Here is a 23,633-nt window from a genome sequence, read left to right as displayed (position 1 = left end):
TGGAAAATAGTAACCCCCCCTTAATTACAGGGCATTAAGTTTCAAGCACTGAGGTTAATAATTATTTCTCTACTAAAGCGGTAATACGTATGGGCTTAATAGGAAGATTGAAATTTTTGGCATTCTTTATCTCTTCTCTATTTAGGGTTAGCCGATTTCCTTGCTGTAGACCAAACTCAGCTTTAAAAGGCTTTGAGTTTACGTCGAAATGAAAAACCAACCCTTCTACTGAAGGCATCATAAAAGATAGAAACCCACCCATATCATCAAAAAAAGCAGTGTATTGGTCTAATAGATAGCCCAGCTCATCTTGAGAGTAATGCATTTTTAAATATTGAGGTTTAGTCTCTAGCTGTACAGAAATATCACATTGATTAGCTTGATCGTTAATGTCTAGTACAACTATCGCCTTAGCCATTTTCAAAATTTTATCGGTCGGAACCGTAAATCTATCATTAGCCTCTACCACTAAAGGTAATGTTTGTTTTTGGGTAACTATTTGTGCTGAGGAAATTTTACAAAGACGATTATTTGCTATGTGTTGAAACCCAAAAGCAAACCTTAACGCTTGAGTATCATCACTTTGAAGTTTTTTGACATGACTGTAAAAGCTCGCATATTCAACTTCTAAGGGCTCGCTATACGAAAACGAACTGAAAACCAAAAGCATAATTAAAACGTTTACTTTCACTGTTGTAACCCCATGTATTTTTTATTAACTCTTAACATATCAAGCAACTCATCAATGTACTCTTGGCCTCGCTCAGAATAGGAGATTAAGCCGTTAGCTAACAGTTCTGCCGTTACTGGCTTATTTTCGGTTTGATGTGACAATCTCAACGCTCTAAGTTCTTCATAGGCATATAACCTATTGATATTACGCATATAAGTCATCACAGCATGAGACAAGTCATTAAACTTAGCGACCTCATGAACCGCACCTTCAACACGCTGTTTAGGAACAAAACCACACCCTTCTTTAAAACACCACAAACCAAAAAAGTTATAGCCCTGCCTTGCAAACCTAGACGTGCCCCACCCTGACTCGATCGCTCCCTGAACTAATACTAATGCTTCAGGAATGATATCAACTTTAGTTGTTAACTCATCAAATACAGCATCATTTAAGGTTTCGAATTGCACCGTATATTTGGTTACCAAGTATTCAAATACTGTACTTTGGGACTCATTAAAGGTTTTACCTACTTTATATGCCTCAAATAAGGTTACGACTGCTTGTCGTTCAATTGTAATTATGGTGTTTTGACGTTTTACTTCAGGTAATAAATAGGCAAAGAATGCCTTCTTTTTATCGATAACATTTTCATAGGTATTGAAATTTGGTACAGGATCTTTATCTGTCCCTAAGACTGGAATATCAAAGGCCTTGAGGTTGACAACTATATGATTTTTTTTATCAATATGGTTTTGTTGGGTAACGACAATAAACGTTACGACCAACAGCAATATCACTAGTGCTGTTAACAAGTTTTTAAGCATTAAAAATAGATTCCTGTTTTGCTGACTTGTCGCCCACTTTGACAGTTACACCAAAGAGTTCACGATAAAGCACACCTTTTAAATTAAAATAAAAAGGTATCAACCAGATATAGGCAACACCCAAAGTCAACATACCCAATAAAAACAGCGCCAATGAGCCTAAATAGAAAAGGCTTAAACTCGGCCAGTGGTGATTAAAAACTTTAAAAGACTGAATAATAGTATCTTTAGGTGCTAATTTTTTTTCAATTAGTAACATCATTGAAAACCCTGTAGCCATACCTAGATAAACGGTAGTCGCGACCCCAACAAACAAGCCAGCTAACGAAAGTACTTGTCCGGCTACATCTACTAATATAGCCAACAAAAGAGCCAAAAGAATAATGACAAATGAACCAAATGCTCGCTTTAGTAACGGAAAAAATGCAGGTTTATGACCCACACTACGAGACATACCCAGCCATAACATTGCGGCAATAATAGGCGCCGTAATCACCACAAAAATCAACTCCATAGTGACTTGCGTTCTCGGTGAAATCATAGTCATATCTGTCACGCCAAGTATATTTTGCAGCGCCCAAACAAAAGCCATAACAATAAATAACATTAACATTACACCTTGCATAACTTCTGTTTTGCCTTTTTTAGACAGCTCCCAAGCTTCAACAATTAATGCTTTTAATTCTATTCGAGTTTCGCCATTAATGGATTTCTCATAGCTGCCACCGACAACTTTACACTCTTCTTGTTTCACTCATCACCTACTTAACATTAAAAATTATACATTTAGGGTAAAACTAAGCTTACCGCTAAAAGAATTAAAACCGCTCCCATGACACGGTCAAACCAATACCCTTTAGAACCTATAAAGGCGCGGACCTTATCTGAACTTAAAATCACCGACAGAAAACAAAACCAAAGCCCAGTCGCAATAGCCAGATATAAGCCATATGCTAATTTGACTAAATTTGGAGTGTCAGCGGATACAACGACAGCAAAAATAGATAAAAAGAATAGGGTCGCTTTGGGGTTAAGCCCATTAGTTAGAAACCCAATCATAAACGCTTTTTTGTCTGAAATCAGGACTTCACTGGTGCCACTAACCGAACTGCTGTCTTTAGAGGGAGCGGGACTGCGAATTGCTCCCCAACCAATATAAAGCAAGTATGCGGCAGCAATATAACTGATGATTGTAAATAAATCTGGATTGGCTTTAATTAACAAGCCAATCCCTAATAGTGAATAGCTCACATGTACCAGAATGCCAACGCCAGCCCCTATGCTAGTAATTAACGCTAAGCGACGTCCGTAACGGATACTGTGCTTTAAAACAATAGCGAAATCTGGACCAGGGCTCGCCACCGCAAGAATATGTACACTTGCAATCGTTAAAAACTCTAACCAATAGTTTTCTACATACTCCAACAACTCAATAACCTTCTAGTAAAATATCGACAAACTGTGTCACGACTTGGGTAGCTGAACCATAATGTTTTTCAGAAAACTGATTAAAACCGTCACTCGGCTCTAGATTTAATTCAACACTGTGTACCTGATAATGACTAGCTAAATCTACAAATCCTGCAGCGGGATAAACCGTGCCAGACGTACCGATCGATATAAATAGGTCAGCGTCACGGAGCAATGATTCAATACGCTCCATATGCATTGGTATCTCTCCAAACCAAACAATATCGGGTCGCATGCCACTGCTAGGTTGACAACATTTACATTGAGTAGTGCCGTTTATATCATTTAAAGCTTCGGCATTCTTACCTGACTGAATACACCTAGCAGATAGCAAACTACCATGCATATGTATGACATTTTTACTGCCAGCCCTTTGATGTAAGTTATCAACGTTTTGGGTAACCACCCAGAGGTTGTCTGCTAATTTTTCTTCTAGTTTAGCCAAGGCATAATGAGCTATGTTAGGTTTAACGTCTTTGCTTAATAATTGCTTACGCCTTTCATTGTAAAAACGATACACCAAGCTGGGGTTGTCACTGAAACCTTCTGGGGTGGCGACTTCATGAACTGAATGGTTTTCCCACAATCCATTATTATCTCTAAATGTTTTCAAACCTGATTCTGCAGAAATTCCAGCCCCTGTCAGTACGACAACCTTTAATGATGAAAAGTCATCAGGTAAAGCAAAATTAGATAACATGATAGTTTCGTTTTGATATGAATGAATAACGGGCCGCATTATCCTTTTTAATCCCTTAGCTGGCTAGTGGAAATTCGCTTAATGCTAGTTTGATGAGATACCGCAACCTTTCAATACAATATGGGTGATGGACTGGACAATGCTTTCGAAATGTTCTTCGCTGAGTTGCTTTACATCTAACGCTGCTACTACTTGAACATTAAAATCGGCATAGTGTTGGGTAGCCCCCCAGATTAAAAACAATAGATGATAAGGGTTGATATCATCCATTAAACCGTTTTTTATCCAAGTATTTATGACTTTTACCTTTTGTTCTAACCACAGAATAAAGTCAGTAGACAAATAAGACTCGAGGGCATCAGCACCATGAATAATTTCACTTGCAAATATTCGTGAGCCTTCAGGATCTTCCATTGAGTATTTTACTTTAGAACGTATATAACTCGACAAAGCCACTTTCGGGTCGTCACAATCCGTAAAAGAATCAAAGTTTTTATTCCATGTTGTGACAATATCAGTAAGTAATACCTTGTAAAGCTCATCTTTATTAGCAAAATAATAATGTATGTTAGCTCTAGGTATATTAGCTCGCTCTGCAATTCTTTTGATAGAAGCCCCTTTGAAACCAAAGGTCACAAATTCTTTTTTTGCAGCATCCAAAATGATGGCAACGTTCTTTTTACGAACATTGCCTACATCGTCTGGACTATTGAGGCTAGTGTTAACTGTCATCAGCTTACTTATTACCAAGGTTCAATGACCTTGCAAGAACCGACATTGGTGTTCAACTTACAAGCAATTTAGCTTTGAGCTCTTTTCGTCTTTGATGTAATAAAGGTTCGGTATAACCACTAGGCTGCTCTTTACCTTTGAAAATCAAATCGATGGCAGCTTGAAACGCAACGCTTCCTTCAAAGTTATCAGCCATAGGAATATAGCTGGGATCACCAACATTTTGAGCATCAACAACTACAGCCATTTTCTTAAGGCTTGCCATAACTTGTTCTTCATTTAACAAACCATGATGTAACCAATTACATATATGTTGGCTAGAAATTCGTAATGTGGCTCTATCTTCCATGCGCCCGACGTTTTCAATATCAGGAACCTTAGAACACCCTACTCCTTGGTCAACCCAACGAACAACATAGCCTAACAGTCCTTGCACATTATTATCGAGTTCATGTTGTCGCTCTTCTATCGAGACTGAATCTGGATCTTTCAGCAATGGAATTGTCAAAAGCTCATCTAACTGATTATCAGCTTCTGCCCCTAATGACGCTAAAAGTCTATCTTGTACATCTGCAACGTTTACTTGGTGGTAGTGCATTACATGTAATGTTGCAGCTGTGGGTGAAGGTACCCAAGCACAACTCGCACCTGATTTAGGGTGGCCAATTTTAGCATCCATCATGGCTGACATTTCATCTGGAATGGCCCACATCCCCTTGCCTATCTGGGCTTTACCTTTTAAACCTGCTGCTAAGCCAATTAACACATTGCGGCTTTCATAAGCACCAATCCAAGCTTCATTTTTCATTAACTCTTTACAAGCCATAGGGCCTGCTAACATAGACGTATGTATTTCATCACCGGTTCTGTCTAAAAATCCTGTATTGATAAACGCCACTCGGCTACTTGCAGCACGTATGCATTCTTTCAAATTAGCTGAGGTACGTCGCTCTTCATCCATAATTCCCATCTTTATGGTGTTGGCTGGCAAGCTCAGTTTGTTTTCTATGGTGCTAAACAATTCATCAGTAAACGCCACCTCTGCTGGACCATGCATTTTAGGTTTGACTATATAGATGCTTTTCTCTTTAGAATTCACATACTGTGATGAGCCATTCAAATCATGCAGTGATATTAAGCTTGTAATAATACCATCTAGAATTCCCTCAGGTACTTCTTCACCATCGCGGGTCAATACTGCATCTGTGGTCATTAGGTGACCAACGTTACGGATAAACTGTAAGCTACGTCCCGATAGACTATATGCCTCTTCTTCGACTGTGAGGTACTCTCGGTCTGGATTAAGTGAACGAACTATCTCTTTGCCGCCTTTAACAAGCTTTTCGGTTAAGTCCCCTTTCATTAAGCCCAGCCAATTACGGTAAACTGCTGTTTTATCTTCTCCATCAACGGCAGCAATTGAATCTTCACAATCTTGAATGGTACTTAATGCTGACTCTAAGACAATATCTTTAACCTGAGCTAAGTCTGTTTTACCAATGGGGCTATTGGCGTCAATTTGTATTTCAATATGTAAACCATTATTGATGCACAAAATAGCCGTTGGACTGGCTAAAGAGCCTGTAAAACCAACGAATTGCTCAGGCTTTGCTAACGCACTTTTAGAGCCCGACTGAAGCTCTACAACTAGCTGTTTATCTTTTATAAAATAACCAGTGGCATCTTTGTGAGAGCCTGATTCTAAGGGCAAGCTTTGATCCAAGAACTCACGTCCAAATGCTACGACTTTAGCGCCTCTAATAGGATCATAGCCCTTGTTAGTACTTTCTTGCTCATCCACTATGATGTCAGAACCATACAAAGCATCATAAAGACTCCCCCACCTTGCATTTGCGGCATTTAAGGCAAATCTGGCATTCATTAAAGGCACCACCAATTGCGGGCCAGAAATTAACGCAACTTCAGCATCTACATTATCAGTAGTTATTTGAAAGTCTTTGCCTTCAGGTACTATATAACCTATTTCACTTAGAAAATTTTTGTAGGACTCATGATTAAACGGGCTGTTTTCGGGAGCCACATGCCAAGCATCGATTTGCGCCTGAAGCTGTTCTCGCGTTTCCAGCAAAGCATGGTTCTTTGGAGCAAATTCGTCCATTACATCAGCCAAAGATTTCCAAAAACTTTTACTGTCTATATCTAAACCAGGAAGTACCTCTTCATTTACCAACTTATGTAAACATTCAGCAACTTGATACCCATGTTCAATAACTCGTTCAATCATTTTTTATTTTCCTGTATCTCTAAGTAAATTATTATCATTTTCTGTACCCTAAATGGCATTTACCAAGGCTCAATCACAATTGACCCGTCTAAGGAAACCACATCACAGTTATGGCCTTCTCCCCCTCTGTCTACCACTAAAAAGTCGCTTACTTGATTTAATGCTAAACAATAGTGATGCCAGGTCCCTTTATGGTAATTAACCCCTTGGTCAGCCCGGGCTAAAAATACTTCAATTTTATCCGTATCTAACTCACCTTTTGGGGCGACTACCACCAAATATGGTGCTGCCCCCATAGGTATGAATGCTTGGCTAGACAATGGATGCCTCTCCATCATTTTGATAGCAATGGGCTGAGCTAATGGAGTCGACCTAAAAATATTAAGTAGGGTTCTACCATTGTTTTCAGTTACATCAACGTCTGCTAAGTCGTGATATCTTTGAGTATGCCCATCATTTATACTGAAGTTATTCGAATCTGAATTCACTTCAATAACATCTCCAAACGCTGCAAAAGCGCCTCTTGTTAATGCTTTAGGTTTGACTAAAATATTGTCCATTAAACGCCCCCTCCGTGAATTAAGCTGCTGGTTTTCCGAAGACTCTCATGCGGGATATGCCGCCGTCCGGGAAAATACTCAAGCGCACATGTGTGAAAGACTGGCTTGATTGAGTCAATATTTCTTCTATAAATAAATGCTCTCTGTGAGCATACAATTTAGTTTTTTCTATTATGGGTTGCCATTCAACCTCTTGGCTTACAAAATCATCGTTATCAGTATTTGTACCTTCTAACATAAAGGTATCAGGGAAATTACCTTTAAAGTGACAGGTATCAATCAGTACTTTTTCTACAGTTCCGGGCACCGCTAATTTAACAATTGACCAATCTGGGCCAGGATCGCGTCTGCGCTTAGTTTCCCAACCGTCGCCCATATCTTTACCCCGCCCAGGCATGATTAGGTTATTCTTATCACTAAAGAACATGTCACTTACGAGTAAAGCTTTTGCGCCATTTTTGATATAAGCCAAGTCTATTAGCTCACCTTCAACAAATTGCCCCCACTCTACGTCAGCCTCTCCATAGACGCGAAGTCTGGCGACTCCCCCATCGGGGAATATATTAAGTCTGACGTGTGTCCATGAGTCATTATTGTTTATTTCAAATAAGTTTTGGCTATGGGCTGCGACTTCACTTTGTTCAAGTACGGTAGTCCAAACCGTTTCATCATCAGGTTGCGTAGTACTATTACATGCTTCAACTGAAACGCTTTCAGGGGCGTTACCTCTAAAGTAATTGGTATCTATGTCAAAACCTTTAATCTTTCCTGGAATACCTAATCTAATAACGCACCAATCAAACTCTCGACCATTATCTCGCCCATAACTGCGTCTCGATTCCCAACCATCCATCCACTTTCCGCGCTCGGTATACTTATCATCGATAAATATGCCGCGGCCGGACTTCAATAAGTTTTCCATTTCTGCAAAAAAATCATCACTACAAGCTAGGGTTTCTCCACCCACTCGTTCACTCACCAGGTCAACGAAATGAGTTTTCAATTTCATTTCTAATGCGGCCCCTTTTTCATCTAAGGTATTTTGTGCTTGAGTGTCTTTAATCATTTACGATTTCCTAGGCGGTTATATACATGGTATTGAGCGAGTTAACTGTTATGCATAACAGTTAACCACAATAGGTTGAGATAAAAGTGAGGTTAGATTAAAAGCGCTTAAAAACCTGACACTTGTGTCAAGTTTGTATTCTAATCAATCTATTCTTGACTGTACAGCTAACCTAACCACTTTTTATTACGCTTCATTACCAACCCACAACCAATTTGCCTTGCGTGTCATTATTTTCCATACGTTGATGGGCTTCGGCTAATTTTGCTGCTGAATATTCAGTATCAATGATGGAAGTAAGTGAGCCATTAGAAAAATCAGCCAAATGAGCTTTAGTAAATTTTTTAATCAGTTGAGTTTTATAAATATTACTTCTATTACGCAATGTAGACCCTTTTATATTGGCTCGTTTGCCCAATAATAATGCCATGTCTAAGCCATCAGCGTACCGCCCTGCTAACATAGCCAAATATAAAATAGACCCATCGGTGTTTAACAACTGTAAGTTACGGTTGAGATAATCACCGCCAATAAAATCAACCACCAAGTCACACCCTTGCCAGTTACCCTTAATTTCTTTAAAAAAATCTTGGTGTTTATAATTTATCAACAGATCTGCACCCAGCTTGTTACAAAGTGCCAGCTTGGACTCACTTGAAGCTGTGGTCGCAATGAAAGCCCGGTGTAACTTAGCAAGTTGGATGGCTGCTAATCCCACGCCACTGGCTCCAGCATGAATTAGAACATGTTGTTTAGGTAGCAAGTTAGACTCTATAAATAAGGCTTGATATGCCGTTAAAAAACACTCTGCAATACCTGCAGCTTGCGCTAAAGAAATATTCTCAGGCACAACCATGACATGCTCGGTATTTATCAGTACGTATTCCGCATACCCGCCGCCAGCAACAAGTCCAAATACTTCATGACCAAGCTTTACATTATGGGGAGCACTTTGTTCATCATGAATCGCCGTTATTTCACCGCTTACTTCTAAACCTAATATTTTACTTTCGTGGGGAGGCGCCGGATATTTACCCTGTCGTTGCAACGTATCCGCTCTATTAATCCCAAAATATGCAACTTTGACAAGTACATGGTTAGGCTTCAATTCAGGGATGTCTGTATTTGAAATAGTTAAAGAATCTGGACCGCCGCCTTCAACATGCTCTATAAATTTCACGAACTTTGCTATCCTTTTTAGGTTTTGCATCTAATAGCCCTGATGTACAATCACGGCAAATTTAAAATATAAGTTATCCTATGCCATCCAGTGTTATTTTACAGCCAGGTCGAGAAAAATCTTTATTACGTCGCCACCCTTGGATTTTTTCAAGGGCGATCGAAAAAACCATTGGAAGAACCAACCATGGAGACACAGTCGATGTGTTCTCTCATGATGGCGAATGGTTAGGACGTGGTGCTTGGTCCCCTGAGTCACAAATACAAGTTCGTATCTGGACTTTTGAGCAAAATGAAACTATCGATAACGGCTTTTTTCAAAGACGAATAGCGACAGCTCAAAACAGCAGAGAAGAATTAATAGCTAGGCATGGTTTAACAGGGTATAGATTGATAGCCGCAGAGTCCGATGGACTGCCAGGTATCACTATAGATAGATATGCAAACGTTTTGGTATGTCAGCTTTTATCAGCAGGAGCTGAGAAACATAGAAGCAAAATAGTGTGGGCTTTAACAAAACAGTTTCCTGATTGTGCTATTTATGAAAGAAGCGATGTGGCGGTTCGAAAAAAAGAAGGCTTAGAATTAGTGACTCAGGTATTACATGGTGAAGTGCCTGATGAAGTAATAATAGAAGAAAATGGTGTCAAAATACTCGTCAACGTAAAACAAGGGCATAAAACTGGATTTTATTTAGATCAAAGAGATAACCGTGACATTGCTGCAAAATATGCGAAAGGCAGAAACGTACTAAACTGCTTTTGTTACACCGGGACGTTTGGTAGTTATGCCCTGAAAAATGACGCAAAATCAGTCACAAATCTTGATGTTTCTGACTTGGCATTAGAAACAGCTAAAAGAAATGTTGAGATTAATGGTCTAGATACCTCAAAAAGTGAATTTTTAAACTTAGATGTGTTTCAGGCATTACGAGATTTTAAGAAAGAACAAAAGCATTTTGATGAAATTATTTTAGACCCTCCTAAATTTGTTGACTCTAAGAGCTCTCTCAACCGTGCCTGTCGAGGCTATAAAGATATTAATATGTTAGCCATGCAAATAATGCGTCCGGGGGGAATTCTATGTACTTTCAGCTGTTCTGGCTTGTTATCGTTTGACTTGTTTCAAAAGGTTGTGGCTGATGCAGCACTCGATGCAGGTAGAACTGTGCAAATAATAGAGCGACTAGGCCAAGCTGCTGATCACCCCGTATCGACCAACTACCCTGAAGGTTTTTACTTAAAAGGGTTAGTTTGCAAGGTTTTATAAAGCTAAGAACAGTGGCCACGGGCCACTGTTCTTAGCTTTGAGTTATTTCATTTCAAGAATTTCAACACCTATAGTGCAAGTATTTTCTTCGCTAGATTCACACCACACTACTTTCGTATCTGCCGTTAAAGAAGGGATTTGTGCGTTAGTAGACTCAATGTACACATTGATTAAGGTCCCCACCTCAACTGAACTTTCTTCTATTTCGAATGACATACCCGTAGCGCTAATATCCTTACAAACCGCTTGAATAGACCGTGAAGACTCCTCATCTACGATCTTCAAATCGCAAGTTGAGTTCACCATCATTCTAAAAAAGTTACGTTTATCATCGTATCCTAACATCCCATACCTCTTTCTGTTTAATCTGCTCACCCTGTTTATAGGGTGCTTAGATTATAAAGTCAACGATTGTTAACAAAGGTTAGACTAAAGAGAGTCTAAATAGGTCAATATACGTTTCATTGATATGGGGGTTGACGTCCCTAACTGCTGAGCGAAAAAGGAAACATGTAACTCTTGTATTAACCACCTGACCTCTTTTAACTCTTTCGGTAGAAGTTGATTGGCAGGAAACTGATTACATTTACTCTTATATGCTGCTTCTGCCTTTTCAATATTTAATTGGTGGAGCTTATCTTTAGTTGGATCTATAGGAAGCTTTTCCAACCGTTTGGTTATCGCTTTGATATATCGTTGCCAATCATTAAGTTTATTGGCGCCAACATCCGCTACAAAACCTTTATACACCAAACTATCTAATTGCGCTTTAATATGACCATGGGCATAGATCAAATTAAGGGGGACATTTCCTTTCATTTTTTTCTTTATACCATGGGCTATGGTTAATCCTACTTCGACTTTTTGAGCAATCTCTAATACCTCTTCATTGATATCTTGCCTCACTCTTTCAGTTACTTTCTGAAAATGTGCTTTATCGCGAATATCGGTATTAAATTCGATGCTATAACTGTCAATCATATGATCAACTGCGGCATCGATACAGTCATCTATAAGCGCTTTAATTTGCCCAAAAGGATTAAAATACAAACCGAGTTTCGCTTTGTTAGGGAGCTTGTCTTGTAAATATTTAACGGGAGAAGGAATAGATAATATTATGAGTTGACGCAACCCAATTTTATGTGACTCTTGAGCTATATTTGGCTGTTCGAAAAGTTTAACGGCTACTGTTTTACCTTCGTTTACTAAAGCCGGATAGGCTTTGATTTCATACCCTGAGTTTTTATTAATAAATTCTTCGGGAATAGTGTCAATACTCCACTCGACTAGCCCGGATTGTTCTACTTCCGGTGTAGCAACTTGCTGTAAGTTCTCTTTAACTTTGGACTGCAACTGCTGTTGCAGTTTGATTAAATCTCGTCCCTGTGCAATCACAGTACCTTTATTATTTAGGACTTTAATATTAAAAACTAAATGAGGAGGTAACTTATCTAACTGCCACTCTTCTATATCTACCTCAACCCCTGTCATACGTTTCAATTTTAAAGATAAACTAGGTAAAAAGGCTAACATCTCACCTTTTTTGTCGACTTGCTGCATATCTGCTAAACAAGCATCCGCATAATTAGGTGCAGGGACGAAGTTTTTACGAATAGATTTAGGTAAGCCTTTAATAAGGGCAATAATAAGTTTGTGCCTTAATCCAGGAATAAGCCAATCTAAGCCCTGGGGAGTAACTTGGTTTAAAAGGGCCAAGGGCACCATTAAACTTACGCCGTCATCTATATCCTTAGGATCGAAATGGTAATCCAAAGCCAATGTTAAATTGTTTTGTTTAAACGTTTCTGGAAAAGAATGAGCATCAATATGACTGGTGGTTTTCTTTAATAAACTCTTAGGATCAAAATTAAGTAATTCTGGCGTAGTAGCCGAGGCTTTTTTCCACCACTTTTTAAAACTAGCTTCTGAGTATACATAATCCGGAAGTTTGTCAGCATAAAATAGAACAAGGGTCTCTTCATCAACCAATAGATCTCGCCTACGGCTCTTATCTTCAAGGTTTTCTACATTTTCAATAATACTTTGATTATGAGACAAAAAAGTAAAATTCATTTTACTTTCCATGTTCACTAATGCCTCACGAATAAATATCTCTCGGCTAACCACAGGGTCTATTTGGCTAAAGTTTCTACGTCTTTGGTTTACAATCACCAATCCATATAAGGTTACTTTTTCAAACGCTTGAACAACCCCTTGTTTCTTTGACCAGTGGGGCTCTGAATACTCTGTTTTAGTTAAGTGTTGTGCTAATGGTTCTATCCAATCTGATTCAATTTTAGCGGCAACACGTCCAAATAAATGTGCAGTTTCAACTAGTTCAGCCACCATAGTCCACTTAGGCTGTGATTTAGCTAATCCGGAACCTGGGAAAATCATAAAACGGCTATTACGAGCACCTAGATATTCTCTGTCCTTATCTTTTGTACCTATGTGGGATAGTAAACCCGAGATAATAGCTTGATGAATAGCCTGATAACTGGCTTCTTGTGAGCTAATACCAAACCCAAGTTCAGCACATGATTTTTTTAACTGACTGACAATATCCTGCCACTCACGCATTCGCATAAAATTAATAAAATGCTTCTTACACCAAGTACGCAATTGATTAGAAGATAACGATTGTTGCTGCTCTTTAAAAATTTGCCACAATTGAAAATACCCTAAAAAGTCTGACTCTTTATTCGTAAAATCTTCATGTTTTTGATCGGCTTGTTGTTTTTTATCTTGCGGACGCTCCCTTGGGTCTTGGATACTTAAGCCCGCTGCAATAATTTGTATTTCGTGTAAACAGTTTAACTTATCTGCTTCTATTACCATTCTGGCGTATCTAGGATCTATCGGTAATTTAGCCAGCTGTTTACCTCGAGTTGTCAGGCGCTGCCTACCCTTCTCACTATCAGTTGCCCCTAGTTCTTCTAATAATTTAAATCCATCATTAATACTTCGTGAATCCGGTGGTTGGACGAATGGAAAGGCATCAATTTTTCCAAAATTTAGGGCCATCATCTGTAAAATAACGGATGCTAAGTTCGTTCTCAGTATTTCAGGATCGGTAAACAAGTCTCTGTTTAGATAGTCTTCTTCTGAATACAAACGAATACAAATACCATTTGATACACGACCACAACGACCCGCTCTTTGATTGGCCGAAGCTTGGGAAATAGCTTCTATGGGTAAACGCTGTACTTTACTGCGAACACTATACCTAGACACTCTAGCTGTGCCCGGGTCAATAACGTATTTAATGCCAGGTACGGTTAGCGATGTTTCAGCGACGTTAGTTGCCAATACAATTCTGCGACCAGAATGAGCAGCAAACACTTTGTTTTGTTCAGCGTTACTCAATCTCGCATACAGCGGCAATACTTCTGTATGCCGGTATTGGCGCTTATTTAAGGCATCAGCCGTATCTCGTATTTCTCTCTCTCCACTTAGAAAAACCAAAATGTCACCCGGTTTTTCGAGCATTAACTCATCAACGGCCTCAGTGATAGATTGAATTTGGTCGTAATCCCCCTGCTCTGTTTCTTTGTAACGAATCTCCACGGGGAAGGTTCTGCCACTGACTTCGATAACGGGCGCATCATTGAAGTGTTTTGAAAAACGCTGAGGATCTATGGTTGCTGAGGTGATGATGAGCTTTAAATCAGGGCGACGAGGTAGTAACTGTTTTAAATATCCCAAAATAAAATCTATATTTAAACTTCTTTCATGGGCCTCATCAATAATGATGGTGTCATATTGATTTAGAAACTTATCCTGTTGAATTTCGGCAAGTAAAATACCGTCAGTCATCAATTTTATATAAGTACTGTCTGACACTTGGTCAGAGAATCTAATTTTAAACCCTACCTGCTCGCCTAACGGTGTTTTCAATTCATCCGCTATTCTATTGGCAACTGTCCTTGCAGCTAAGCGTCTGGGTTGGGTATGCCCTATTAACCCTCTGATACCTCGGCCTAATTCTAAGCAAATTTTAGGTATTTGAGTCGTTTTACCAGATCCAGTCTCACCCGCTATGATGACTACTTGGTTAGCATCTATTGCTTCTGCTATTTCTTGCTTTTTTTCACTTACAGGTAAATCTGGGTACTTAATCTCAGGACATTGCTTGAGTCTTTTCTCATAAATAAATTTAGAGCTTTGGACATCCTTGTTGAGTTTGTGCAAGTATTCCTGTTGTTTGTCAGCAGAAATTTTTGCGCCACGATGCAGTCTAGACAACAGCCGAAACTTATCTTTTGAAAGACAAGACGCAATGTCTTCAGATAATTGTTTAATACTTACTTGCTCAATTTTAGGTTGTTCAGGAGACAAAAATGACGCTCTACTTTTAGTTACAGGAGATAGGTTCAACAAAAATAAGGGCAGATCCTAGAAGAAGAGCAATGCAAATTCCAGCAAAATAAACATTTAAGCTAGTTACGCCTTATTTATTGTTACGTGTCCGTATGGTTCTCCCCCAAAAGGGAGTAATTAAAGAGTGCCATTATTAACATTAATAATGGGGTTCTGAGTGTTGTAACTTACCAATTTGAGACTCAGCATAGGTCTGTAATTATTACACTTTAGAAGGCCTGGCTTTTCAGAAAATAAAAAATAATCAATAATATCATAGAGTTATAACCTGGCATATTTATGGCTTTAAGTTAAATATTTAAGAAAAATTGGAGATATCAACTAATCCAGTTTTATTAAACACCCAAACTTGCTATAGGACTATTATGATAGATTATTTGCGTAACAAGACTAAAGAGTTAATCGACTCACCCTATGTCTATCCAGTGTTAGCGACTATGTCATTCCTAGAATCAATTATTGTGCCTATTCCGTTAGAAACAATACTGATCCCCTTGATGCAAGCTAAGCGTGAAAAAATCTGGTTCTTAGCAGGCGCGGCAACCTTAGGCTGTATTCTTGGTGCTATGGTTGGGTATCTGGTTGGCTACTTTTTGTTTGATACCTTTGCCGAGCAAATTGCAAGTTTGTTTTCAGACCCGCAACAGTTGCAACAGGTGACGTCAAAAATGCAACAAAAAGGATTTTGGTATGTGTTGTCAATTGGCTTAGTCCCGATTCCATTTCAAATAGCCATGTTAGCCGCGGGTGCGGCTAAGTTTTCGTTTTTTATGTTTATCTTAGCAACATTAATTGCTCGCTCAGTGCGTTATGTTGGATTAGCAATATTAGTGATGATAGCGGGAAATCAAGCAGAGGCCATGTTCAAAAAGTATAAGTTGCCCACTACTATTGTGATAACCGTCTTGGTGATCATTATATGGCTTGTGCTATAGGATCAGTGTTTTCATTCTTTTCACTGGCCTCTGTGTTCAATGCTTCACCACTGAAGTTTGTTGCCTAAAAAGGTTAAACTTTTTTAACCCACACAAAGTTTGCCGTTAACCTTCTAAGGCAATTGAATTCAAGTTTGTATAAACATTAGAATCACAACATAATATGCAAAACAAACCATCCAAGGTACTTAACGGTCCTCAATGAACAACCAAAAACAAGCTTCTATTTACTGGCACGATATATAACCTAATCTAATAACATATTGATAACTAATAAATTTAATTGATGATATCGATTAATGGTACGCAATAAGGTACAACTTACATTTAAGATGTTTTAAGCCCAAATTAATATCCCCCTCACAATAATCAGTGCAGCTTTTAGACCATATTGAGGCCACCACTTTAAAAAGGTAACAGAAAAACCAATCACTAATAACCACTCGAAATTCAATTTTGTATAGCAAAATGTATTACTGGTGTCGCTTATAAGAATCTAGCTAAATTCTCTATAAAGAAGTAGTTCAAGGTCTAATAGCTTATTTCTTTCTAAACACGTTAAGTCTAATTTTTTCACCTACAGCGTAACTAGAATTGCCATAAGACTTTATTATGCGGTGCTCTTTCAACGCCTTCGCAAGTGACATATTGACATCGGTAGGCTTTATATTTATATAAGAGCCAGATGAGAGTATTTTTGAATAAGGCTGTCCAACTTTAATTAAGGCTTCTATAGCTTCATCGTACTTCATGAACTGAATTTGCCCTAGAAGTAGTAACAACTTATCTTCAATTGACAATCTCAAGCCCAACAATAAAATTGTTAAAGCAGGCGAAATTTTTGGAATTTCTTTATCAACAAAATATTCAGCGATTGGTTCATTGAAAAATGATATAAAATCTTTTAGTAGGTTAAACAATTCAGGAGTAACAGTTTCCGGCTCTTCAAACCGATTTATCGCATCAACCTTTTGCTTTTTTTCGAGCTTATCTGAACTTAAGAGTACTTCTAGATCTTTTTCATCAAGTACATAATCAGAGAATTCCGCTGACGTACAGAAAGTTGAGTATTGATTTTCTAATAGCTTAATCAACAAGAAGCTATCTAATGAGAGGAAGCTATCAAAAGTAGCAGTATTAAGTTTAATTTCCCCTGCACTGATTAAAACTAGCAACTTACTGTGTTCTATATTTGAAAAGTCTGAATTCAAAAGCTCAAATAAAACATAGTGATACAACTGTTTAAAAGCATCTAGTTCACATGATTTATCTACAAGATAGTTACTAAGTTCAAGGCGCTGTAATTCATCAAGTTCTACATTAGATTTATTTAATTGAGTGTAAACATAAGGGGCATTTAAATATTGAATTAAAACTTCTGTAAGAGCGTTTTTTTTTGTCTCTTTTTCACTAGAGCATACGTCTAATAAAAGCTTAACGTTTTCCCAATTCGCGATAACTTTCTCGACTGATATTAATGCACTTGATAGTTTAGGTTCATTAATTACGCTAAAGCTTTCTATCTCAAACTCTTCCTCGGCTATAATATTGAGTTTAATTTTTTGAGTCAATTTATTTGACTGTAGTAAAAATAATGCTCCTTCTTCACTACCTATGCTTAGCTTTTTTGAGGCGAGCAAAATAGTTGCAAATGCTTCTATTTGATTTGAAATTGAGGAAATAAAATCTTTACTTCCACTATTCAATATATCGTCAAACGTACAAGCATTATACTGTCTTCCTTCATTCAACTCAGCCAAAATACATAATAAATTTTCATTGTTAACTTCGTATATTTCCCAAAAACAAATTTTTTCAGCAGTGTTTTTATCTTTCACAAAATCACGAATATTATCAAACCTAACGCCCATTAAATAAGCTGGGGTGTAGAGTGAATCATTGGAAAAATATGATATTAATTCGTTGTTTTTATTAATATATTCTTTAACAGACGGCTCTTCAAATGACTCATAGTATTCAACGTCATGCTTATGAACAGCAATCATAATTTCTGCCACCAAAATATTTTTAGTGGCATTAATGGTATTCTCACTATTAACAATAAAACTAAGAATACTTTCCCAATTAGAATTCAACTCAACAAGCCATTTTTCCTTTTGTTTTAGGTGTGTAATAGACTGTAGCAGGATATTGAACACTTCCTCTTCGCTCTCATTCTGTAAACATTTTATACAAGCCTTAATCGGGATCTTATTGGAAACACTCAGCAAATGATCGATTATATTGAAATTTAAAAATGCTCGGTGAATGTATTGATCCTCAGTTATAAACTCTAAAGTTTCTGCAATATTATGAATTTCATATGCCACATCTAAACTTACATTTTGCTTTACAGACATTACATAATTCATATCAGAACGAGTCATTGAACCTTCATGAAATATTGAAATATATGCATGATACATTTCATCTATGTAACCATTTTCGATTAAATGGCATAATAATTTCTTGTTTTTAATTCCTTGTAAAATTTCAGCTCCAACGTCTTCATAACACAATTGTTTAATTGACATTTTCGCGATAACGCTTAGCTTTTGAGAGTAATTTCTTACCTCGTTGTTTAGCTTACTTTTTACACTTTTATTTTTATTATGCAACGCGCTTTTACGTGGAGGAAAGTTAGGAAATACTCTATTCACAATATCATTAAACGACTCTCCTAAATGCTCTGGTTGACCGTTCGAAAAATGTACTGTTAAATTTTTAGGATTATCCAAGTAAAGACCATCAAAAACATCAGGCTTAATTATTTCAAGTACTGATTTTCTACCTAATAATGTTACTCCTTTTAGATTTAGAGATTTTAAGACCTTAACTAAGCAAACACTATTTAACTCCTCCAATGACTCCAAAAGTTCAGATTCAGCTTTGATTAACTTTTGTTTGATGTCCTCCAAAGCCACTGAAATACTCTTCGAATGCTCTGTTCTAAACACTCCTATATTGTTAAAAATTTTTGCAACATCCCCTGAACCGCTATGCAGTTCTGCAAAGTCATCGGCATAAACATTTTTATATATAATGAAACTAAATAGTTTTGTAGGATCAACTTCAAGGTTCAGAGATAGTGTTGGCTTATAGATTCCATATTCGGCAACTATATTCTTTAACATGCGCATATCATCTAAATATATTGATACATCTCTTAGATAAGAGTCAGAAAGGCCATCTATTAATTTCGAACTCTTTAGTACTTCTTTTAGTTTCGGAAATGAATTACTTGTATTTGTTACGGGAATAACGGGAATAATTGCGTCAAAAAATTTTGTTCTATTGTTACTCGTGAACACATTATCTTTTAACGCATAAATAAATCTAACGGGATTTTTATTATCATCAATATCGTTGCTATCATTAATAAGTTTGTTGAGTTCTTTAAGTTTTACAAAAATCTCTGTACGTTCGAACCTATCCAAATCTTCAAAAATAACCACATTGGAGTTTGTAGCCTGAAAGTAATAAATAATTTCTTCCAAATATATATTAAAGATTGAGTCATTTTTCTTTTGTTCAAATGCAACTTCGCCTTTTATTGGATTAAGTTTACTTATTCCCAAGTCACTAAATAGCGTTATAGTTACTTTCATTAACCAAACCGCTAGTACCAATAAGTATACTAACGCACCAAGTTTAAAATAATTAATACTCGACCAATCACTTGGGAAACTCAGCGGAGGAAGTTTAAAAGAAGACTCAGTAAGGTACAGAAAGCAAATAATTCCTAAAACAACAGCTACAGCCCTGAAATATTGGCTAATGTCGCTAATTGGCTTAATTACTATCCTTCTAAATCGAGAGTTAGGCATTTGACTAGTTTTGGCTCGATAAAGAATCTGCTGCACAATACTTTTTTCGATATTTTGAAGGTTTTCTACTTGATTATTTGTAGAAGACTCAGCTTGAGAAGCTGGAGTGTCATCTGAAGAGTTTTCCTCTTGAACTTTATAACCCGTTTCATTTTTATCTTTAAATGCAGCCAAAGAAATTGTTGTATAATGAAATTGCGGATTTAGTCTTTTATAAGTCAATATAAATGAACTTTTCCCCCCTGAATATGGAGCCGTGATAGCTATTTCTTTAACTTGCGGGCGATAAATTAATAAATCATTTAATCTTTCTACATATGCATCTACATTTTCAGCGTCTGACGTCGCACAAAGATCAGGCAATAAAGAAGTCGAATCAAAATTAATCGGTTTACGGCACCGATGAATGACCCTCCAACAGATATTAATTAAGAATACTTTAACTTTATCCATGTCTATAATCCCACAATCTAATCTTATTTAATTAAAATTATTGGATAATGACATATCATTTAATATAAAAATATTTAAAACTGGTTGGTAGTACAGTTATTTACAGAACTCCAAGTATGAATACGAGTTATAATTTCTTTGCCTTTGTGAAGAATACCTTTTAGCTTTTTGGTAATGAGCCCATCAAACCAACTGGTTTTAATTAGCCCTGTGGCTTTATTTACTTCCATCTGGTAATACGGCCGTATTGCTTGAGCTTTTCGTATACAGAAAACACCACCCATCAATTTCGTATAGGTTGCCCGATCCCCAGAATCAGCCGCTTTATACAGTTCGGTTAAAGAGTTCTCTTCGTATACGAGACTTTCATCCGTTACGGCTCTCTTAAGTCTACGTAGTTCTCTCCAAACCGTTACAGATACTCCACCTATTTGCTGAAACTGTCTAATCCCCCAACAACTTGCCCACGCTTCAACTCGTTGAGCGGCCATTATTGGGTCTTCACCGTATACTCCTTTATCTAGATTTGCACCGTCGATGTTTTTACATACATATTTAGCAATGTAACCAGTAGCAGAACCTTTTTTAGGGTCTATGTCTTTAAAATCAACTCGGTTTTCTTTCGCTCCTTGTTCGTCTCCATCTTCTTCTAAAGCGTAATGTTCGATAATACTTTTAAACTCTTCTACATTATGTTTTTCAACAAACAGCATCATATGCCAATGCGGTGTGCCATCATGTTGTGGTTCAGCAATGCGTAAACCATAAATACGAATACCTTTTCTAGCAAATTCGGCTCGTATTTTAGCCCATGTGTTGCAAAGGTATTGTTGACCATCATAAGGCGTTAAACTTTGCCATTTTGGATTACGCTGACCTGATTTAGAATAAGCATTATGGTATTTAGATGGGCAAGTAAGCGTAACGAATATTCCAGAGTTTCCAAATTCTTTAGACATATCCTCAAAGCCACGTATTCGAGTCATTAATTCATTACGTCTTATTTCTGGATTTGAAACATTTACTTCGTATAAGTCATGTAACGAAAAATGTTCTCCGAGTTCATTGGTCATGGTTAATGATTTAAGCATCTCTAATTGCTGTTGTTTTTGAATCAATCGATTAGCAGCCGTTAGGTCACTGCAATAAATTCCTTTACGTCGACTAACTTGCTCAAGATGAATCATCACTTCTTCACGGCTTTTTGTAATCAGTTTACGTAGCCTTCTAAGCCACCAACCTTTGTCTTGCATTCGCTTAATGCAACCTTTCAGTGTTTGCTTTGTATTAACGGTTGGTGCTTTAAGACCTTTCCCGTTAACGAAACTTGCACACCAACTATATACATCATCTTCTGAAGGGCTTCGAAATGGGTCGTTAACAGAACACAAACCGTTAACGGAATATCTATCGCTTCCCGTTGCTTGCTTTTTTCGATATACATTCCCGTTAACGATTGAAATTTGATAAACACGATTTTGTCTATTCTCATAGTTTCGACAATGCTCAGACATATTATCTGCAAGCTCTCGAAGCTCTACCTCGCCAGCGTCAAAATTGTTTAGCAAAATTAACGGAATGATAGAGTTTAATTTTTCAGTTAACTTTCTTAATTGAGAGTTAGCGAGAAATGGCGTAGCTTCATTACGGTATTGATTAATAATAATGCTCTGTATTTTACGAGGGAAATGCGCAATTTTCTCTCGCACAAAACGCCTATCATCGATATGTAATGAATCAAAAAATGAAGTGAACTCGCTATCACGTGAGATAAGTTCTCGCTCCAAGGTGTTGTTGGTGAATTTATTCACTCATCACCTCCGCATCCAATAATGCTTTTTTGCCTTTATCATTAATGGTTAAACGCGAATAACGTAACCCATGATAAAAGCGCTCCTCTTGATCAAAGTACCCCCAAGAAAAGAAAGTATTTAAAGCAGCTATGAATGAATTTGGATTTTCCCCATCGGGAAACAATACATTGCCAAATGCACGACCTACCGAAGTACAAATTTCAATATGCCGTTTGTTACTTAGAAGTAATAAATTCAAGTTTTGAGTTGTCGTTAATTTAGTAGTCATGATGCTCCTCCTTCTTGTTGAAGGTGACTTTGTTTAAAGAAACTATCTAACCAATTGTCTAAATCTTCTTTTAAATAGCGAACAGAACGTCCAATTTTTATATGAGGTGGTGCGGGTGTTTGGCTGTCTTGATTTACTTCCATTCTTGACTGACGCAAGAATGATCTACTCATTCCAATATATTCAGAAGTTTCAATTTCTGTAAGTGCTCTTTTAATACTGCTCATTACTTTGTTTCCTAATTAATAAAACTCGGAAACGAATATGTACTCAGGTAAACAAAAAGTAATTACGCCTAGCTGTCACTCTGATACGGATGGCAGTGTAAATGTTACGAATAGCTGGCATTCGTAACTTTTAATATTCGAAGGTTCATTATTTAAAAGCCCTAAACCAGTCATAGATTCTTCGTTGAGCTGAAAAAGCATCTGTAAATGGACTATTAATACTTTGAGCAAATTGACATATTTTGTCTGTTAATAGTTTTGATGCTTGTGAGTTATTTTGAAACTTACCTGAACTTTTCATTTCTTCCAGTAATCTGTGAGCCTCTTGTTTTAATTTGCGATTTGCCTCCCACCTTTTATCTGCACCAATCTTCGCTGATTCTACCGCCCTGCTTTTAATCGTTGAGGCCTTTATCACACTATGTTGAAGTTCGTATGGTTTAATTTTCTTAACTAGTATCTCTAATGAATGCTGAACCTGCATTTTTGCTGCACCTTCTAACCCTAAGTGAATTGATAAAATAGCCTGTGTTATCAGTTTTAAGACATTTCCATTTAAGCGCTTTAAAAGTGTTGAAATTCCAGCACCTAAATCATTATTAATCACTGAGTTGTTATTATTAGCATGGGTAACCAATTGATAAACCAGAGCTTCAAGTGCAACTTCTGAACCTTTATCTAACGCAAATTTGTGTTGTTTAAAGAAAGGTTCATTAAGGTTTTTTACTATGTACTCAGAAATCCAAAATAAAATAATATCGCTACATGGGTCTATTAGCTCATCCATTACATGAAGTAAATCAGAAAAGCCCTTCGGGACATCACCAAGAATACCTATTATATCGTCTATTGAAAATTGCTCTTGCGCTCTTTCAATGGTTAATTCTAAAGGCTCACCTTCAATTTTTGGTATAGAAAAACTTTTAAGAAAGTAATCTTTTAAAGTTGCAAAGGACTCTTTATCTAAAGGTTGTAATAAGTCTTCCAGCTTTTTAGGCGCAATCATAT

Annotated in this window: 19 protein-coding genes; 2 read left to right on the top strand and 17 right to left on the bottom strand. The window is 37.3% G+C overall.

Going from position 1 to position 23,633, the window contains the following annotated elements; all coding sequences use genetic code 11:
- Nucleotides 1-61 precede the first annotated feature (61 nt).
- From ABJE44_RS14860 to ABJE44_RS14815, 10 genes are all read right to left on the bottom strand, one after another.
- Complete coding sequence (locus ABJE44_RS14860) at nt 62-691, bottom strand: DUF2987 domain-containing protein (RefSeq protein ID WP_348111460.1); 630 nt, start codon at nt 689-691, stop codon at nt 62-64.
- On the bottom strand, nt 688-1,500 hold the full coding sequence (locus ABJE44_RS14855; protein ID WP_348111461.1) for a glucosaminidase domain-containing protein: 813 nt from the start codon (nt 1,498-1,500) through the stop codon (nt 688-690). The genes ABJE44_RS14860 and ABJE44_RS14855 overlap by 4 nt, the downstream gene beginning before the upstream one ends.
- Complete coding sequence (locus tag ABJE44_RS14850) at nt 1,493-2,254, bottom strand: hypothetical protein (protein WP_348111463.1); 762 nt, start codon at nt 2,252-2,254, stop codon at nt 1,493-1,495. Before ABJE44_RS14850 ends, ABJE44_RS14855 begins: the two co-directional genes overlap by 8 nt.
- 32 nt (nt 2,255-2,286) lie before the next feature.
- Nucleotides 2,287-2,928 carry a LysE family translocator gene (locus ABJE44_RS14845; RefSeq protein WP_348111464.1) on the bottom strand — a complete coding sequence of 214 codons (642 nt, stop codon included), beginning with the start codon at nt 2,926-2,928 and terminating at the stop codon, nt 2,287-2,289.
- Between the two features lies 1 nt (nt 2,929).
- Complete coding sequence (cobB, locus tag ABJE44_RS14840) at nt 2,930-3,670, bottom strand: Sir2 family NAD+-dependent deacetylase (RefSeq protein WP_348111465.1); 741 nt, start codon at nt 3,668-3,670, stop codon at nt 2,930-2,932.
- An 84-nt stretch (nt 3,671-3,754) separates the two neighbouring features.
- On the bottom strand, nt 3,755-4,402 hold the full coding sequence (locus ABJE44_RS14835; protein ID WP_348111466.1) for a TetR/AcrR family transcriptional regulator: 648 nt from the start codon (nt 4,400-4,402) through the stop codon (nt 3,755-3,757).
- 52 nt (nt 4,403-4,454) lie between these two features.
- Nucleotides 4,455-6,647 carry a malate synthase G gene (locus ABJE44_RS14830; protein WP_348111467.1) on the bottom strand — a complete coding sequence of 731 codons (2,193 nt, stop codon included), beginning with the start codon at nt 6,645-6,647 and terminating at the stop codon, nt 4,455-4,457.
- 59 nt (nt 6,648-6,706) lie between these two features.
- Nucleotides 6,707-7,207, bottom strand: a complete 501-nt coding sequence (locus ABJE44_RS14825; RefSeq protein ID WP_348111468.1) for an ureidoglycolate lyase — start codon at nt 7,205-7,207, stop codon at nt 6,707-6,709.
- A gap of 19 nt (nt 7,208-7,226) precedes the next feature.
- Nucleotides 7,227-8,273, bottom strand: a complete 1,047-nt coding sequence (gene alc / locus ABJE44_RS14820; protein ID WP_348111469.1) for an allantoicase — start codon at nt 8,271-8,273, stop codon at nt 7,227-7,229.
- Nucleotides 8,274-8,469: 196 nt separating this feature from the next.
- A complete protein-coding gene (locus ABJE44_RS14815) occupies nt 8,470-9,453 on the bottom strand; it encodes an NAD(P)H-quinone oxidoreductase (protein WP_348111470.1) in 984 nt (327 codons plus the stop codon).
- Nucleotides 9,454-9,533: 80 nt separating this feature from the next.
- On the opposite strand from ABJE44_RS14815, the gene ABJE44_RS14810 reads away from it, so the two are divergent.
- On the top strand, nt 9,534-10,721 hold the full coding sequence (locus tag ABJE44_RS14810) for a class I SAM-dependent methyltransferase (protein ID WP_348111471.1): 1,188 nt from the start codon (nt 9,534-9,536) through the stop codon (nt 10,719-10,721).
- A 42-nt stretch (nt 10,722-10,763) separates the two neighbouring features.
- On the opposite strand, the gene ABJE44_RS14805 is transcribed toward ABJE44_RS14810, so the two are convergent.
- Together ABJE44_RS14805 and hrpA are read right to left on the bottom strand one after the other, a co-directional pair.
- Nucleotides 10,764-11,066, bottom strand: a complete 303-nt coding sequence (locus ABJE44_RS14805) for a PilZ domain-containing protein (RefSeq protein ID WP_133471589.1) — start codon at nt 11,064-11,066, stop codon at nt 10,764-10,766.
- 84 nt (nt 11,067-11,150) lie between these two features.
- Complete coding sequence (gene hrpA, locus ABJE44_RS14800) at nt 11,151-15,059, bottom strand: ATP-dependent RNA helicase HrpA (protein ID WP_348111491.1); 3,909 nt, start codon at nt 15,057-15,059, stop codon at nt 11,151-11,153.
- 407 nt (nt 15,060-15,466) lie between these two features.
- Between hrpA and ABJE44_RS14795 the strand changes: the two genes are divergently transcribed.
- Nucleotides 15,467-16,036, top strand: a complete 570-nt coding sequence (locus ABJE44_RS14795) for a VTT domain-containing protein (RefSeq protein ID WP_348111472.1) — start codon at nt 15,467-15,469, stop codon at nt 16,034-16,036.
- A gap of 539 nt (nt 16,037-16,575) precedes the next feature.
- On the opposite strand, the gene ABJE44_RS14790 is transcribed toward ABJE44_RS14795, so the two are convergent.
- From ABJE44_RS14790 to ABJE44_RS14770, 5 genes are all read right to left on the bottom strand, one after another.
- Nucleotides 16,576-20,316, bottom strand: a complete 3,741-nt coding sequence (locus ABJE44_RS14790) for a hypothetical protein (protein ID WP_348111473.1) — start codon at nt 20,314-20,316, stop codon at nt 16,576-16,578.
- Nucleotides 20,317-20,390: 74 nt separating this feature from the next.
- Entirely contained in the window at nt 20,391-22,127 is a 1,737-nt protein-coding gene (locus tag ABJE44_RS14785; RefSeq protein ID WP_348111474.1) for a replication endonuclease, read from the bottom strand.
- Nucleotides 22,120-22,398 (bottom strand): hypothetical protein, encoded by a 279-nt coding sequence (locus ABJE44_RS14780; protein WP_348111475.1) that lies wholly within the window; start codon nt 22,396-22,398, stop codon nt 22,120-22,122. The genes ABJE44_RS14785 and ABJE44_RS14780 overlap by 8 nt, the downstream gene beginning before the upstream one ends.
- Nucleotides 22,395-22,625 (bottom strand): DNA-binding protein, encoded by a 231-nt coding sequence (locus ABJE44_RS14775; RefSeq protein WP_348111476.1) that lies wholly within the window; start codon nt 22,623-22,625, stop codon nt 22,395-22,397. Before ABJE44_RS14775 ends, ABJE44_RS14780 begins: the two co-directional genes overlap by 4 nt.
- A gap of 148 nt (nt 22,626-22,773) precedes the next feature.
- Nucleotides 22,774-23,631: a hypothetical protein gene (locus tag ABJE44_RS14770; protein WP_348111477.1), complete on the bottom strand. Its 858-nt coding sequence runs from the start codon at nt 23,629-23,631 to the stop codon at nt 22,774-22,776.
- Nucleotides 23,632-23,633 lie beyond the last annotated feature (2 nt).

Source organism: Paraglaciecola sp., assembly GCF_039942875.1.
Classification (GTDB): domain Bacteria; phylum Pseudomonadota; class Gammaproteobacteria; order Enterobacterales; family Alteromonadaceae; genus Paraglaciecola.
The sequence above is the reverse complement of the archived record's forward strand: the minus strand, read 5'-3'. Positions and strand labels throughout refer to the sequence as shown.

Bases quoted from the DNA above. Each gene is read 5' to 3' on its own strand.
- ABJE44_RS14855 (WP_348111461.1), bottom strand. From the start codon at position 1,500: ATGCTTAAAAACTTGTTAACAGCACTAGTGATATTGCTGTTGGTCGTA.
- cobB (WP_348111465.1), bottom strand. From the start codon at position 3,670: ATGTTATCTAATTTTGCTTTACCTGATGACTTTTCATCATTAAAGGTT.
- ABJE44_RS14835 (WP_348111466.1), bottom strand. From the start codon at position 4,402: ATGACAGTTAACACTAGCCTCAATAGTCCAGACGATGTAGGCAATGTT.
- ABJE44_RS14830 (WP_348111467.1), bottom strand. From the start codon at position 6,647: ATGATTGAACGAGTTATTGAACATGGGTATCAAGTTGCTGAATGTTTA.
- ABJE44_RS14825 (WP_348111468.1), bottom strand. From the start codon at position 7,207: ATGGACAATATTTTAGTCAAACCTAAAGCATTAACAAGAGGCGCTTTT.
- alc (WP_348111469.1), bottom strand. From the start codon at position 8,273: ATGATTAAAGACACTCAAGCACAAAATACCTTAGATGAAAAAGGGGCC.
- ABJE44_RS14810 (WP_348111471.1), top strand. From the start codon at position 9,534: ATGCCATCCAGTGTTATTTTACAGCCAGGTCGAGAAAAATCTTTATTA.
- ABJE44_RS14805 (WP_133471589.1), bottom strand. From the start codon at position 11,066: ATGTTAGGATACGATGATAAACGTAACTTTTTTAGAATGATGGTGAAC.
- ABJE44_RS14795 (WP_348111472.1), top strand. From the start codon at position 15,467: ATGATAGATTATTTGCGTAACAAGACTAAAGAGTTAATCGACTCACCC.
- ABJE44_RS14790 (WP_348111473.1), bottom strand. From the start codon at position 20,316: ATGGATAAAGTTAAAGTATTCTTAATTAATATCTGTTGGAGGGTCATT.
- ABJE44_RS14780 (WP_348111475.1), bottom strand. From the start codon at position 22,398: ATGACTACTAAATTAACGACAACTCAAAACTTGAATTTATTACTTCTA.
- ABJE44_RS14775 (WP_348111476.1), bottom strand. From the start codon at position 22,625: ATGAGCAGTATTAAAAGAGCACTTACAGAAATTGAAACTTCTGAATAT.
- ABJE44_RS14770 (WP_348111477.1), bottom strand. From the start codon at position 23,631: ATGATTGCGCCTAAAAAGCTGGAAGACTTATTACAACCTTTAGATAAA.